Source organism: Fundidesulfovibrio agrisoli, from assembly GCF_022808715.1.
Classification (GTDB): Bacteria; Desulfobacterota; Desulfovibrionia; order Desulfovibrionales; family Desulfovibrionaceae; genus Fundidesulfovibrio; species Fundidesulfovibrio agrisoli.
Map to the genome: position 1 here is coordinate 75,041 of NZ_JAKZKX010000004.1, position 13,567 is coordinate 88,607.

General features: G+C 68.4%; 9 protein-coding genes. 6 read left to right on the forward strand and 3 right to left on the reverse strand.

Going from position 1 to position 13,567, the window contains the following annotated elements; genetic code table 11:
* The first annotated feature begins 54 nt into the window (after nucleotides 1-54).
* The 6 genes from argC to MLE27_RS04350 all read left to right on the forward strand — a co-directional run bounded on the left by argC (nucleotide 55) and on the right by MLE27_RS04350 (nucleotide 8,208).
* Entirely contained in the window at nucleotides 55-1,107 is a 1,053-nt protein-coding gene (gene argC / locus MLE27_RS04325) for an N-acetyl-gamma-glutamyl-phosphate reductase (RefSeq protein WP_243310656.1), read from the forward strand.
* Between the two features lie 246 nt (nucleotides 1,108-1,353).
* On the forward strand, nucleotides 1,354-2,649 hold the full coding sequence (locus tag MLE27_RS04330) for an EAL and HDOD domain-containing protein (protein ID WP_243310657.1): 1,296 nt from the start codon (nucleotides 1,354-1,356) through the stop codon (nucleotides 2,647-2,649).
* A gap of 128 nt (nucleotides 2,650-2,777) precedes the next feature.
* A complete protein-coding gene (locus tag MLE27_RS04335) occupies nucleotides 2,778-3,908 on the forward strand; it encodes an ABC transporter substrate-binding protein (RefSeq protein WP_243310658.1) in 1,131 nt (376 codons plus the stop codon).
* A 1-nt stretch (nucleotide 3,909) separates the two neighbouring features.
* Complete coding sequence (locus tag MLE27_RS04340) at nucleotides 3,910-5,973, forward strand: sensor histidine kinase (protein ID WP_243310659.1); 2,064 nt, start codon at nucleotides 3,910-3,912, stop codon at nucleotides 5,971-5,973.
* 19 nt (nucleotides 5,974-5,992) lie between these two features.
* Complete coding sequence (locus MLE27_RS04345; protein ID WP_243310660.1) at nucleotides 5,993-6,310, forward strand: response regulator; 318 nt, start codon at nucleotides 5,993-5,995, stop codon at nucleotides 6,308-6,310.
* A 185-nt stretch (nucleotides 6,311-6,495) separates the two neighbouring features.
* Nucleotides 6,496-8,208 carry an FAD-dependent oxidoreductase gene (locus MLE27_RS04350; protein ID WP_243310661.1) on the forward strand — a complete coding sequence of 571 codons (1,713 nt, stop codon included), beginning with the start codon at nucleotides 6,496-6,498 and terminating at the stop codon, nucleotides 8,206-8,208.
* Nucleotides 8,209-8,440: 232 nt separating this feature from the next.
* Here MLE27_RS04350 and MLE27_RS04355 read toward each other — a convergent pair whose 3' ends face one another.
* The 3 genes from MLE27_RS04355 to MLE27_RS04365 all read right to left on the reverse strand — a co-directional run bounded on the left by MLE27_RS04355 (nucleotide 8,441) and on the right by MLE27_RS04365 (nucleotide 13,489).
* Nucleotides 8,441-9,151, reverse strand: a complete 711-nt coding sequence (locus tag MLE27_RS04355) for an acetolactate decarboxylase (protein ID WP_243310662.1) — start codon at nucleotides 9,149-9,151, stop codon at nucleotides 8,441-8,443.
* A 350-nt stretch (nucleotides 9,152-9,501) separates the two neighbouring features.
* Nucleotides 9,502-10,251 carry an N-acyl homoserine lactonase family protein gene (locus MLE27_RS04360; RefSeq protein WP_243310663.1) on the reverse strand — a complete coding sequence of 250 codons (750 nt, stop codon included), beginning with the start codon at nucleotides 10,249-10,251 and terminating at the stop codon, nucleotides 9,502-9,504.
* Nucleotides 10,252-10,330: 79 nt separating this feature from the next.
* Nucleotides 10,331-13,489 carry a UvrD-helicase domain-containing protein gene (locus MLE27_RS04365; protein ID WP_243310664.1) on the reverse strand — a complete coding sequence of 1,053 codons (3,159 nt, stop codon included), beginning with the start codon at nucleotides 13,487-13,489 and terminating at the stop codon, nucleotides 10,331-10,333.
* Nucleotides 13,490-13,567: the final 78 nt, after the last annotated feature.

Here is a 13,567-nt window from a genome sequence, read left to right on the forward strand (position 1 = left end):
CCCACACACTTCGGCCATGAGCGCGGGGCCCGAGCGCCCGCGAGGAGGAAGGACATGTCGCGGATACCTGTCGGCCTGGTCGGCGTCACCGGCTATACGGGCATGGAGCTGGCCAGGATGCTGGCCATGCACCCCGGATTGGAGCTCACGCGGGCCACGTCCCGCGCGGAGGCGGGCAAAAGCCTGGCACAGATATATCCCTTCGTGCGCGGCACGCGCCTGGACGGGCTGACCATCACCGAGCCCGACCCCGCGGACCTGGCCGAGGCCTGCGAGCTGGTCTTCCTGGCGGTGCCCCACGGCGCGGCCATGGACACGGCGGCCAAGCTGCTGGAGGCGGGGCTGCGCGTGGTGGACCTCTCGGCGGACTTCCGGCTGCGCGACCCGGCCGTGTACGCCAAATGGTACGCCCTGGAGCACCGCCACCCCGGCCTCATCGAGGACGCCGTCTACGGCCTGCCCGAGCGCTACGCCGACAAGATCGCCAAGGCCCGGCTGGTTGCCAACCCCGGCTGCTACCCCACCTCGGTGATCCTGGGGCTTTGGCCCGCGCTGGAAGCCGGGCTCATCTCCCCGCAGGACATCGTCTGCGACTCCAAGTCCGGCACCTCCGGGGCCGGGCGCAAGGCCGCCGTGGGCACGCTGTTCTGCGAGGTCTCGGACACCTTCCGGGCCTACAACCTGGGCAAGCACCGCCACACCCCCGAGATCGAGCAGGAGCTCGGCGCCGTGGCCGGGGAGGAGATGGTCGTCTCCTTCAACCCGCACCTGCTGCCCATCAACAGGGGCATCCACTCCACCATCTACGCCAAGCCCAAGGGCCAGATAACGGCGGAGCAGGTGCAGGCCCTCTACGAGAATCACTACGCCGCCCACCCCTGGGTGCGCGTGCTGCCCCAGGGCAGCCTGCCCGAAACCCGCCACGTGCGCGGGACCATGTTCTGCGACATCGGCCTGGTGCACGACCCCAGGACCAACCGCCTCATCGTCTGCAGCGCCATCGACAACCTGTGCAGGGGCGCTTCCGGCCAGGCCCTGGCCTGCGCCAACCTCATGCTCGGGCTCGAGCTGCGCGCCGGGCTCGACCTGGCCCCGCTGATGCCCTGAGCGCTTCCTTCCGTCCGCGCGTCGCCGGGGGGAGGGGCCTGCCCCTCCCCCCCCCCCGCGCAGGGCGCGGCTTTCTCCAGGCCAACAGGAACACACCCGAATTGTCCCTCCTCCGCCCGCACCGGGCGCCGCTTCAGGGAGCCTCCTGGGGGAGAGCGCGCCCTGTGAGCCTGGGCCGGAGTTGCCCAAGCGGCAGTTCAGGCGTAGGCTCACATCGGGCAGACGATCAACAGCCCCTGTGAGCGTATGCAAAAGAACGAGGAACCCGAAACGTCACCCGCCGAGTTGGAGCAGGTATTCGTCGCGCGCCAGCCCATTTTCGACCGCGAGATGAAGGTCTGGGGCTACGAGCTGCTCTACAGGCGTGCCGATGATTCGGCCGAGGCTGGCGTCAACGACGACGCCCTGGCCACCTCCGCGGTCATCGCCGACGGAGTCACCCTGGGCCGCGCCGGCCTTGACCCCCAGGAAAAGACCCTGGTCAATTTCCCGGTGGGCCTGCTCTGCCAGGGCGCCGGGTTCGCCCTGCCCAGGGAGAGCTGCGTCATCGAGATTCTCGAAACCGTCCCCCCCAGCCCCGAGGTGCTCAAGGCCCTGCACGCGCTCAAACGGGCGGGCTACACCCTGGCCCTGGACGACTTCGTGGGCCAGCCCGAGTTGGAGGCCTTCCTGCCCCTGGCGGACATCGTCAAGGTGGACGTGCTGGCCCTGCCCGAGTCGGAGGCGGCCGGGCTGGTGAAGCGCCTGCGCGGCGGCGGGCGAATGCTCCTGGCCGAGAAGGTCGAGGACGAGGCCATGCGCGCCAGGACCCTGCAAATGGGCTTCGAGCTGTTTCAGGGCTTCTTCTTCCAGCGCCCGGAGATCGTCTCGGGCAGCAAGATGTCCACTTCGCAGCTGACGCGGGTCAAACTGCTGGGCGAACTCTCCGACGAGGACTTCGACCCCGGCAGGATTTCCAGGATCATCGAGACGGACCTTTCGCTCTCCTACCGACTGCTGCGCTACATCAACTCCGCCACGTTCGGCAGGCGCGACACGGTGGACTCCATCCGTCAGGCGGGCATGATCCTCGGGCAGCGCAACCTGTCCAAGTGGCTCCAGGCGGTGCTCATGGCGGACATCAACCCCACGCCCAAGGGCCGGGAACTGGTGTTCCAGTCGGTGCGGCGGGCCAAGTTCCTGGAGCTGCTGGGCAAGAACATCGAGCGGCCGCCCGTGCGGCCCGACTCGCTCTTCGTGCTGGGGCTGTTCTCCCTGCTTGATTCGCTGCTGGGCATGCCCATGGACGAGGTGATCTCCGGCCTGCCCCTCGCCCCGGCCCTGAACCAGGCGCTTCTGGGCTTCGACGGCCAGGCCAGGGACCTGCTGCTCCTCGCGGAGGAGATGGAGCAGGCCGACTGGCGAAGCGCGGGGCAGTACCTCACGGAGCTGAAGCTGCCCGCCTCGGCCGCCACCATGCTCAACGCCGACGCCCTGCGCTTCGCCGGGGAGCTCGTGCGCGAGATTCAGGTGCTTCCCCCCAAGGGCCAGGTCCGCCGCTGAGCGGGCCCGTCCCTCGCCCCCGGGCGGAGCGGGGTTGTTTTCCTCAGGGCTTTTGGCTAGTTGCATTATTTGGAAACGTGGTCGGTCAGGGAAGTGCCATCTCTCACATCCAAGCTGCGGGGCGCGGCATGGGAATGAAGACGATCATCACCGCCAGCGTGCTCGCCTGCGTGCTGCTGGCGGCCGGGGCGTATTACCTCAACACCCCGGTGGTCATCGGGTTCAGCGGGCAGCTCACGGGCACCTTCTCGGACCTGGGCGTGCAGGGCCGCAACGGGGCCATGCTGGCCGTGGAGCTCGTCAACGCCGCGGGCGGCATCAACGGCCGCAAACTCAAGCTCCTGGTCCGGGATGATGGCAACACCCCCGAAAAGGCCCTGGCGGCCGACCTAGAGCTCCTGGCCGCCGGCGCCGTGGCCATCGTGGGCCACATGACCACCTCCCAGACGTTGGCCGTGCTCCCCGAACTCAGGTTCGCCGACGCCGTGCTGGTCTCGCCAACCACCGCCAGCCCCAAACTCACCGGCCTGGACGACAACTTCTTCCGCGTCATCCCCGACAACACCAGCTGGGCCCGCACCCTGGCGGGCTACGCCTTCGACGGCCCCGGGCTCCGGAAGGTCCTGCTCCTGGGGGATTCCGACAACGTCGGCTACACCGACACCTTCCTGGAAGGCTTCCGCAAGAGCTTCACCGCACTCGGGGGCGAGGTGCTTGGCGAGGTGGCCTTCTCCTCCCGTTTGAAGCCGGATTGGGGCAGGCTGGCCGCCGACGCAGCCGCCTCGGGGGCGCAGGCCGTCGTGCTGGCGGCCTCCGCGCGGGACGTGGCCGCCTTCGCCCAGGCCCAGGTGCGCGGGGGCTTCCGGCTGCCGATCCTCTGCCCGACCTGGCCCTACACCCGGGAGATCCTCACTGCCGGAGGCTCCAACGTGGAAGGCATCGTCTTCTCCACCAGCTACACCGAGCAGAACGACTATCCCGGGTTCGAGGCGTTCCGCCAGGCCTACCGCAACCGCTTCGGCTGGGACCCGAGCTTCGCCGCGGCATACTCCTACGAGGCCGTCCTGCTCCTGGCCAAGGCCCTGGACGCCACCGGCGGAAAGCGCAAGGGGCTGGAGGCGGCCCTGGCGGGCGCGGGCATCATCCATGGCGCCATCGGCGACTTCCGCCTGGACGCCAACGGCGACGTGGAGCGCGGCAACTTCATCGTGACCATCCGCGACGGCAGGTTCGTCACCGTGCCCCAAGGGGGAGAATGACATGATCCCGGGCTCCATCGCGGTCATCCTCCAGCGCGGGCTCATGCGGCGAACGCTGCTCCCGGCGGTGATCTGCCTGGTGGTCATGGCCCTGGTCATGGCCAAGGGGCAGGAGCAGATGCTGGGCCGCCAGAACGAGGAGCTGGCCAAACGCCTGGCGCACTACGTGGAGCACTACATGGACGGCGTCTGGCGGGGGCTGGAGCACTTCGTCGATACCTCCCCGAAGCCCGGTCATGCGGTGCGCAGGGAGGCCCTGGGAGAAATGCTCGGCCTTGCGGCCCAGTTGGAGCGCGTGTTGCTGGTGGATAGCTCCAACACCGTGGTGGCCAGCGTGCCCCCCGCGCCCGAAGGAGTGGACTTCCCCATCCGCTTCGACGAGGCCTCCGGCCGCAGGCTGCTGCTCTCAAGGCCCATATATTCAGCCCAGACCGCCAAGACCACGGTGTTCATCGGGGTCAGGGCCCTCAGCGGCGAGACCCTGGTGGCCGAGCTGGACCTCTCGGAAATGACGGCCAACATCGAGACGATGGCCGCTCTGGGTCTCGGGGAGGTCGTGGTCTGCGACGCCTACGGCAACGTCATCTCCCACCCGGACGCGCGCCAGGTGGCCACGCAGGCCAACCTGGGCGGGGACCGGCTTTTCGGGATGGACCTCGGCTCCGCCGGATACGCGATCTTCGAGCAGGACGAGGGCATCTATCTTGGCGCGCGCGCCCCCGTGAAGGTGCTGGGCTGGAAGGTGATGGTCAGCACCCCCGTGGGGGAGGCCCTGGCCCCGCTGCTCGCGCCGGTGGTGGGCGCGGCTTCGCTCATGGGCGTGGTCTTCCTGGTGCTTACGCTCATGCTGCGCAGGGAGCTGCACCGCAGGATCGTCCGGCCCATGGCGGCGGTGGTGCACGGCCTGGACGGCCTGACCCCGGGGGCGCAATACCAGCCCAGCGAGAATCCGGCCTTCTCCGAGCTGGCCCGCTTCGAGAAGGCCATCGTGGCCATGGGCGAACGCATCCAGGAGGGCGAGGCCATCCTGCGCGAGAACGAGCGCCGCTTCCGCGCCCTGTTCGAACAGGCCGCCGTGGGCCTCACCCAGTGCACCCTGGAAGGGCGCTACCTGCGCGCCAACAGGCGCTTCCAGCAGATAGTCGGCTACACCATGGACGAGCTCCGGCGCATGACCTTCCGGGACATCACGGACCCGTCCGACATCCCCGCCGAGGAACAGGGCCTGGAGGCACTCCAACGGTCCGGTGAGGCTTTCTTCGAGCAGGAGAAGCGCTACGTGCGCAAGGACGGGGGCCTGATCTGGGTGCATCTGAGCATGTCGGCCGTGCGCGGGGAGGAGGGGCGCATCCTGTATTTCATCGGCGTGGCCGAGGACATCACCGCCAGGAAGACGGCCGAGCAGGCCCTGCTCGCCTCCCTGGCGGAAAAGGAGGTGCTGCTGCGCGAGATACACCACCGGGTCAAGAACAACCTCCAGGTCATCTCCAGCCTGCTCTATCTCCAGTCCGACCACCTGCAGGACCCGGAGGCCCTGGCCATGTTCCAGGAGAGCCGCAACCGCATAGGCTCCATGGCCCTCGTGCACGAGGAGCTCTACCGCTCCGGCGACCTCTCCAGCGTGCCGGTGGAGCCCTACCTGCAGCGCCTTGTGCCGCGCCTGCTGGCGGCCTCCTGCGACGGCAGGGACATTTCCTGCAAGCTCGACGTCGACGACGTGCAGCTCGTGGTGGACCAGGCCATCCCCTTCGGGCTGATCGTCAACGAACTGGTCACCAACTCGCTCAAGCACGCCTTCAAGGGCAGGGAGCGGGGCGAAGTGGCCGTGTCAGTGCGCCTGAAGGGCGGCGAGATCACGTTGCGCGTCGAGGACGACGGTGTCGGGCTCCCGCCGGATTTCGATCTGGAAGGCACGGCCACCCTGGGCATGCAGCTTGTTGTTCAGCTTGCCATGCAACTGCGAGGCAGGTTATGCGTAAGGCAAGGATCCGGCGCCGCCTTCGAGTGCGTCTTTCAGGCTAAGGAGCCAAGTCGTAATGAGTCCCGCGAATGTGTTGATCGTTGAAGACGAGGCGATAGCCGCCATGGCTACCGCCGCCATGCTGCGCAAACTCGGTTTCACTGTCTGCGGCAAGGCCGCCTCCGGCGAGGAGGCCCTGCTCCTGCTCGACGACAAATGCCCTGACCTCATCATCATGGACATCCGCCTCGAAGGCGAGCTGGACGGCATCGAAACCACCCGCCGCCTCAAGATGCATCGCGACGTGCCCGTGATCTTCGTGACCGCCTACACCGACGAAACCACCCGCTCCCGCGCGCAGGAGACCAAGCCCCTGGCCTTCATCAACAAGCCCCTGGACATCACCATGCTGCAGAAGGCCCTGGCCGCCCTGCCCAACTGACCCGCGCCGCATACCGCGCCGCACAATCCCGCCAGGTGGAGCGGGCAAGCCTGCTTTCTCGCCAGAAGGCCCGCGCCGCGTTCCTCTCGCCGCAAACCCTACCTGCCTGATTCCACAAGCTCTTTCTTGGCTTGGCCCCGCTTCTGCCGTACAATGCACGGCACACCCCAGCAAGGAGCCATGCCATGCCGCAGCACGTCGTCATAATCGGCGCGGTGGCGCTCGGCCCGAAGGCCGCCTGCCGCTTCAAGCGCCTCGAACCCGATTCGAAAGTCACCATGATCGACCGCGATTCCATCGTCTCCTACGGTGGATGCGGCATCCCCTATTTCATCTCCGGCGACGTGTCCGACCTGCGGGAGCTGCGCACCACCAGCTTCAAGCTGGTGCGCGACGAGGCCTTCTTCCGCGACTGCAAGGACATCGAGGTGCTCACCCGCACCGAGGCCCTCTCCATCGACCGGGCGGCCAAGCGCGTGCGCCTGCGCAACCTTGACACCGGGCAGGAGTCGGAGCTGGCCTACGACAAGCTGGTGCTCTCCACCGGGGCGTCCGCCCGCAGGCTGAACATCCCCGGGGAGGATCTGCCCGGCGTGCACAGCGTGGGCAACCTGCACGACGCCTCCGCCGTGAAGGACCTCATCAGCGGCGGCCACGCGGGCAAGGCCGTGGTGGTGGGCTCCGGCTTCATCGGGCTGGAGGTGGCCGAGGCCCTGGCGGACATGTGGGGGCTCGAAGTCTCCATCGTCGAGATCCAGGACAGGCTCCTGCCCCGCAACATAAGCCCGCTCCTGGCCCGCATGGCTTCCGAACACCTGACGGAGAAGGACGTGGCCCTGCACTTCGGCGAGAAGGTGCTGGCCATCGAGGGCGAGGGCCGGGTGGAGCGCGTCATCACGGACAAACGCACCATCGAGGCCGAGCTGGTCGTCATGGCCGCGGGCGTGATTCCCAACGGGCAGCTGGCCCGCGAGGCCGGGCTGGCGGTGAGCCCGCGCGGGGCCGTGGTCGTGGACGAAACCATGCGCACCTCCGACCCGGACATCTTCGCGGGCGGGGACTGCGTGGAGGTGCCCAACCTGGCCGCCGGGGGCACGCTGCACCTGCCGCTGGGCTCCATGGCCAACCGTCAGGGCCGCGTGATCGGCACCAACCTGGCCGGAGGGGATGACCGCTTCCCGGGCGCGGTGGGCTCCTTCGCGGTGAAGATCTTCGAGCGCGCCATCTCCGGCGCGGGCCTGACCCTCGAACAGGCCAAACAGGCAGGGTTCGACGCCATTTCCGCCACGGCCATCCAGTTTGACCGGGCGCACTTCTTCCCCGGCAAGGAACTCATGACCCTCGAGGCCACCATCGACCGCAAGACCCGCAGGGTGCTCGGAGTGCAGGGCTTCGGCCCATCCGGCGACGCCCTGGTGGGCCGCGTGGGGGCCGTGGCCGCGCTCATGCAGAAGGGCTGCACCGTGGAGGACCTCTGCCTGCTGGAGTACCCCTATTCCCCGCCCTTCGCCTCGGCCATGGACATCGTGAACACCCTGGGCACCGTGGCGGACAACATGCTCGCGGGCAAGAACCAGGGGCTGGACCCCGCCAGCTTCTGCGAACTGTTCGACGCCGACAGCCAGGAGCACTACTTCCTGGACTGCCGCGAGCCCGACAACGCCGCCCCCTACCTGGAGAAGCACCCCGGCAAGTGGCACAACATCCCTCAGGGACAGCTGCGCAGCAGGCTGGACGAGGTGCCGCGAGACAAGACCGTGGTGCTGGTCTGCAACACGGGCATCCGCTCCTACGAGGCCCAGATCACCCTGGAGCAGGCCGGGTTCAAGGGCGTGCTCAACCTTCACGGCGGCATGGCCGCGCTCAAGCAGAGCGGGGCCGATCCGTTGAAGAAGTAGCAGAAAGAGAAGAGCGGGGCGCCGCCCCGCACCCCGCCAGGGGGATGATCCCCCTGGACCCCGCAATTAAGCCCGGGAAGGCTACGCCTTCCCGGGCTTTTATTATTACAGGGCCACATTGCCTGCGCTCGTGAACGCGAAGCAATTGGGGGTGCAGGGGCATCATGCCCCTGCCGGTGGGGTTCGGGGAGGCAGCGCCTCCCCGAGGCTGTTGTCCGTGTGCGTGGCGCGCTCAGGGGCGCGGCGGCAGCTCCAGCTCGAACTGCCGGATGGGCATGATGCCGGCCTGGGCGGCGTCCACGGAGGCCTCCAGCGTGTGGCCGCCGGTGGTCTTGTCCTGGCTGACGAAGTGGAAGTGCCACCCGGCCACCCAGGCCCCGGTGGGCTGGTCGGGCGCGCGCAGGGCGATGAGGGTGCCGCGCGCGTTCAGCAGTTCCTTCTTGTTCTGCTTGAGCAGGGCCTGCCCCAGGTCCGGGTAGGGCGGCTGGGAGATGGGAACGCTGCGGATGAGCAGGCGGGAGAACGTGCCCTCGATGCGCACGGCCGCGAAGCCGTCCTTGGGCAGCCGGGCGTCCAGGGCCTGGCCCAGCTCCTTGAGGGTGGCGACGCCGGAGAGGTCCAGCGTGGAGGCGGGCTTGAAGAACACCAGGTCCGCAAAGGGGGAGAGCGTGGCCCCGGCCGGACGCGAGAGGCTCAAATTCGCGTCGGCCCGGTAGATCACGCCGTCCAGCACGATCATCTCGCCGTCCAAACCGTGGAAGGTGCCCAAGCCGAAGTCTCCGTGGGCGCGCAGGGCGTCCAGGCTGATGCTGCCCGCGTATTCGCCCGCCGCGAAGGAGTCGAATACGGCGTACTGGTAAAGCGCGGGCGTGGTCTGCTTGGGGGCGCAGGCCGCCAGCAGGAGCAGCAGGACGGGGAGGAGAAGGCGGCGGGCGGATGTCACGGGGCCTCCAGGGGAAGAGGTTGCAGGGGAGGGGCCTCCGGCGGCCGACGGGCTACGCCCTTTGGAATCCCGTCCGGCTCCGCGGGATCATCAGATGATTACGGTCCCGGTAAGCACGGTTGAGCGGCTGGACGCATCTGTGGAATTCCCGCCCAGGCCGTTCCGTTCACTCCGCCGGCCCGGGCCGGGATGGTCAGTCTCACAGCGACCTCTCGGAACAGCAACGGCCCGAAATTCGTCCGCGCAGGCGGTGCTCCAAAGCCTTCCGCACCATATCCCCGCCCTGAGACGGGCTGTCTCCGCCCAGGAGGGCCCCCGGCGGAGACTCCAACACGACGTTCTTTCTTGCCCTATCCGATGGGGTCGCCCTTGGCGAAGCTCGGCTCATGGATCGGCAGCAGGATGTCCGCCATGTCGCGGCATTCCAGCACGATATCGTAGGCCTTCTTCAGGTCCACGCAGGTGGAGGGCGGAATGACCTCCATGCCCAGCCCCTTCACTTCCTTGGGCGGGTAGAAATTCTCCATGATGCAGCAGAACCCGGTGATGAGCGCCTTGCCCTTGGCCGTATCCACCAGCACGCTCATGGTGCCCTCGGTGTGGGCCGGGGTGTGGATCATCTTCACGCCGGGCGCGACCTCGGTGTCCTCCTTGAGGGGGACGATCTGCCCGTTCTCCTCCACGTCCAGGATGAAGTCCTCCTGGTAGCGGTAGTCCAGCGGATGCGGGTCGTGCACCAGCTCCAGCTCCTTCTCGTGCACGTAGAACACGGCGTTCTCGAACTTGTAGTCGTTCTCGCAGTGGTCGCGGTGCAGGTGGGTGTGGATCACGATGTCGATGTCCGCCGGGGTCAGGTTGAAGCGGCCCAGGGCCTCCTCGATGGTTTCGATCTTGCCGCCGATGAACTCCTCGCGGTCGGGGGAGACGATGGGCTTAAGCTCCCCCGTATCCACCAGGATCTTCTTGTCGCCGCCCAGGATCAGCCAGGCGTACAGCGGAATCACGTAGGGCGTGCCCATCTGCTGCTGATAGGTCATGAAGCCTTTCTCGAAACGCTTGCTCCCCACCACGAGGGGGTGGATGGTGTATGTGGCGGACATATCTTTCTCCCGGGGAATTCAAACTGTGTTCACGGCAGGATAGCCACGCCGAGGGCCTGTGGCAAGGCCGGGGCGGGGCTCACAACAGGCCCAGCTGTTTCTCCTTGCGCAGGGTCTTGGCCACCAGGTGCGAACGGCTGGCCTCAACCAAGTCGAGCTTCTTGAGGAAACGGCTGGGCTTGAGCATCAGGAGCCTGCCGTACAGCTCGCGCTTCTCGGCGTGGCTCAGGTACAGGCGGGTCTTGGCGCGGGTCAGGCCCACATAGAGCAGGCGCTCCTCCTCGCGTTCGTCCACGGGGGCGTCCGCCGGGGAGGGCTTGCCGGTGAGGATGCCCGCGCCCGCGTAGGGCAGGATGCCGTCCTCCAGTGCGGGCATGAAGACCACCTCGAACTCCAACCCCTTGGAGGCGTGCAGGGTCATGATCCGCACCTTCTCCGCCCTTCGGCCCACCAGCTCCAGCTCGCTCTGGGCGTTCACGAAGGAGAGCAGCCCGGCCCAGCCCCGGTGCTCCTTGTAGGCGGCGCACAGGGCGCGGAACTCCGGCCCCTGCCAGAAGAGGTGGTCGAAGGGCGGCACGTCGCGCAGGTAGAAGGCGATCTCCTTGGGGCCGCTGGCCAGCACGCGGTCCGGGCAGGCCAGGGCGGCCGCGCCCTCGATGCCCGCCATGCCCAGGAAGCGCCCTGCGGCGTTGAGGATGGCCGTGACCCTTGGGTCGGCCCAGAAGGCCTCGGCCTCGGGCACGGAGCAGGGCACCCCGAAGCGGGTGAGCACCTTGGCGATGGGCTCCATCAGGCCCTTGAAGCGCACCAGGATGGCGATGTCGCCCGGCGAGAGCGCGTGCCCCTGGCCCTTGGTCAGGGTGAGCGAGGTGGGGCCGAGCAGCTTGCGGATCTTTTCGCCGATCCAGGAAATCTCGCGCAGGCCCTGGGGCGCGGTGAACTCCGTGATCTCGCCCTGCCCGGCCGGGCGGACGGCCTCCAGCTTGGGCGAATCGGGGAAGAGGCCGTGGGCCAGGTCCAGGATGCGTTGGCTGGAGCGGTAGTTCTCCAACAGGCCCACGGTCTGCAGGTCGCGCCAGAAGCCCTCCAGGGTGCGCCGCACGCCCTGCACCGCGCCCCGGAACCCGTAGATGGACTGGTTGGGGTCGCCTATGGCGAAGAAGCTGCGCGTGGAGCCGTCGGCCAGGGCGCGGATGATGGCAAGTTGCAGGGGGGAGAGGTCCTGCACCTCGTCCACCAGCACGTGCTTGAAATCGTTCCGGTAGATGCCCGCGTCGATCTTCTCCAGCCAGAATTCCAGCAGGTCGGTGTAGTCGGCCAGGTTCCAGGAGGCCTTCTGGCGGGCGAAGCGCGCGGCGTGGTCCTCGGGCGTGGGGTCGGCGGGCTTGGCGGCCTCGGGCGGCTGGCCCGGGGCCTTGGGCCACACGGGCAGAGGGCGGCGCAGCATGCGCTCGCGGTCGATGCCGAGCTGCTGCCAGGCCTGCTTGAGCTTGGGGCCGGCCAGCTCCGGGTTCACCTCGGCGTAGAGCCTGCGGGCGGCGTCCTCGCTCAAGAGCACGGGCTTCTCGCCGTAGGCCTCGGTCCAGTATTCGTAGGCCAGGGCGTGCAGGGTGTCGGCGCGCACCCCGGCCTGGCCTTCTTTATCGCCCAGGCGCTCCCGCAGCTCCTGGGCGGCGCGCCGGGTGAAGGTGAGCACCAGGATCTCGCCCGGGTCGGCCCCGCCGCCGGTCAGGTGGCGGATGCGGGCCATGAGCGTGTGCGTCTTGCCCGTGCCCGGCCCGGCCAGCACGAGCATGCGGCGGGAGGGGCTGGTGGCGGCGTAGCGCTGGTGTTCGTTGAGGGAGTTCGGCGGAGTCTCGTTCGGGACGGCGGGGGCTGTGGACGGCTGCTGAATCTCGGCGGGGGCGGCTGCGGGCCTCCTGGCGGCGGCGCCCCCCGGCGGGCTGACCAGGGCGGCCCCGCGCACGATGCGGGTGAGCTCCTCCGGGCTGAAGACCCGGATGCGCCCGTACTGCCCGTCGAAGCCGGGTTCGCGGAACACCTTGCCCTGGCGCATGCGCGCGATGGCCTCGGCCAGCACCGGCGAATCCTTGGCCAGGTCCTCCTGGGGGACCTCGGAGAGGATGTGCATCTCCGGCCCCAGGCGGGAGAGCAGCCTGGCCATGTGCTTCTTGACCTTGCCCGTGCCCGCGCCCACGCCGTCGATCTCGCCGAGCACCTCGCCAAGCGGGATCAGCGAGACGAACCCCGGCTGCCCCGGCGGGTTCAGGGGCTGCTCGCGGTCGGCCAGCTCCATGACGCGGTGCAGCACGCCGATGGTCAGCGGCTTGCCGCATACCGGGCAGAGCCCGCCCTTGGCGCGGGTCTCGTGGGGGTCCATGACCACGCCGCAGTCCGCGTGGCCGTCCATGTGGTACTTGCCCTCTTCGGGGAAGAACTCCACCGTGCCCAGGAAGTCGTGCCCCACGCCTTCTCCGCGCAGGGCGCGGTAGATGCCCTCGTAGGAGACCTCGCCCGAGAACAGGTTGGCCTCGCGCCCCAGCTTCTCGCCGGAGTGGGCGTCGGAGTTGGAGATCAGGCGGAAGCGGTCCAGCCCGGAGAGCAGGCGGTTCATGTCCGGGTCGGAGGAGAGCCCCGTCTCCAGGGCGAAGATATGCTGGGAGTAGGCCCCGTAGCACTCCTCCACGGTGTCGAACCCCGACTTGGAGCCGAACAGCGAGAACCACGGCGTCCAGATGTGGGCGGGCACCAGGAAGGCCAGCGGGTCCGTCTCCAGGACCATCTCCAGCAGGTGGCGGCTGTCCAGGCCCAGGATGGGCCGTCCGTCCGAGGCCAGGTTGCCCACGCGCTCGAGCTTGGCGTTGAGCTTGCGGGCCGCCTCGAAGCTGGGCGCGTAGACAAGGTTGTGCACCTTGCGGACTTTTCCGCCGCGTTTGTAGATGGAGCTGATTTCGGCCGAGAGCAGGAAGCGGGTGCGCCCCGGCAGGTGGGAGCCGTCCAGCCAGGGGATTTCGGCCTCCAGGCCGGAGTTGTCCTTGAGGTGGAGGAGGCCGTCGCCGCCGGGGGCGAGCTGCTCCTCGAGTTCGGCCAGCCAGCCGGGGTGCGTGAAATCCCCTGTGGCGACCACGTCCAGGCCTTTGGCCCTGGCCCAGGCGGCGAGGTGGCGGGGCGTCAGCCCTTTGCTGGTCGCCCTGGAAAACCTGGAGTGGACGTGGAGGTCGGCCCGATACTGATCCATCTCGCCCCGTGGGGCGGCTGCGCTGGCGGCCCCGGTCTGTGGCGGCGCTTATCATGAGGAGCGCCCGCCATGGTTTCC

What these genes read in the sequence shown, in the direction of transcription:
- MLE27_RS04340 (WP_243310659.1), top strand. Translation starts at nt 3,910, where the DNA reads ATGATCCCGGGCTCCATCGCGGTCATCCTCCAGCGCGGGCTCATGCGG.
- MLE27_RS04335 (WP_243310658.1), top strand. Translation starts at nt 2,778, where the DNA reads ATGGGAATGAAGACGATCATCACCGCCAGCGTGCTCGCCTGCGTGCTG.
- argC (WP_243310656.1), top strand. Translation starts at nt 55, where the DNA reads ATGTCGCGGATACCTGTCGGCCTGGTCGGCGTCACCGGCTATACGGGC.
- MLE27_RS04365 (WP_243310664.1), bottom strand. Translation starts at nt 13,489, where the DNA reads ATGGATCAGTATCGGGCCGACCTCCACGTCCACTCCAGGTTTTCCAGG.
- MLE27_RS04350 (WP_243310661.1), top strand. Translation starts at nt 6,496, where the DNA reads ATGCCGCAGCACGTCGTCATAATCGGCGCGGTGGCGCTCGGCCCGAAG.
- MLE27_RS04330 (WP_243310657.1), top strand. Translation starts at nt 1,354, where the DNA reads ATGCAAAAGAACGAGGAACCCGAAACGTCACCCGCCGAGTTGGAGCAG.
- MLE27_RS04345 (WP_243310660.1), top strand. Translation starts at nt 5,993, where the DNA reads ATGGCTACCGCCGCCATGCTGCGCAAACTCGGTTTCACTGTCTGCGGC.
- MLE27_RS04360 (WP_243310663.1), bottom strand. Translation starts at nt 10,251, where the DNA reads ATGTCCGCCACATACACCATCCACCCCCTCGTGGTGGGGAGCAAGCGT.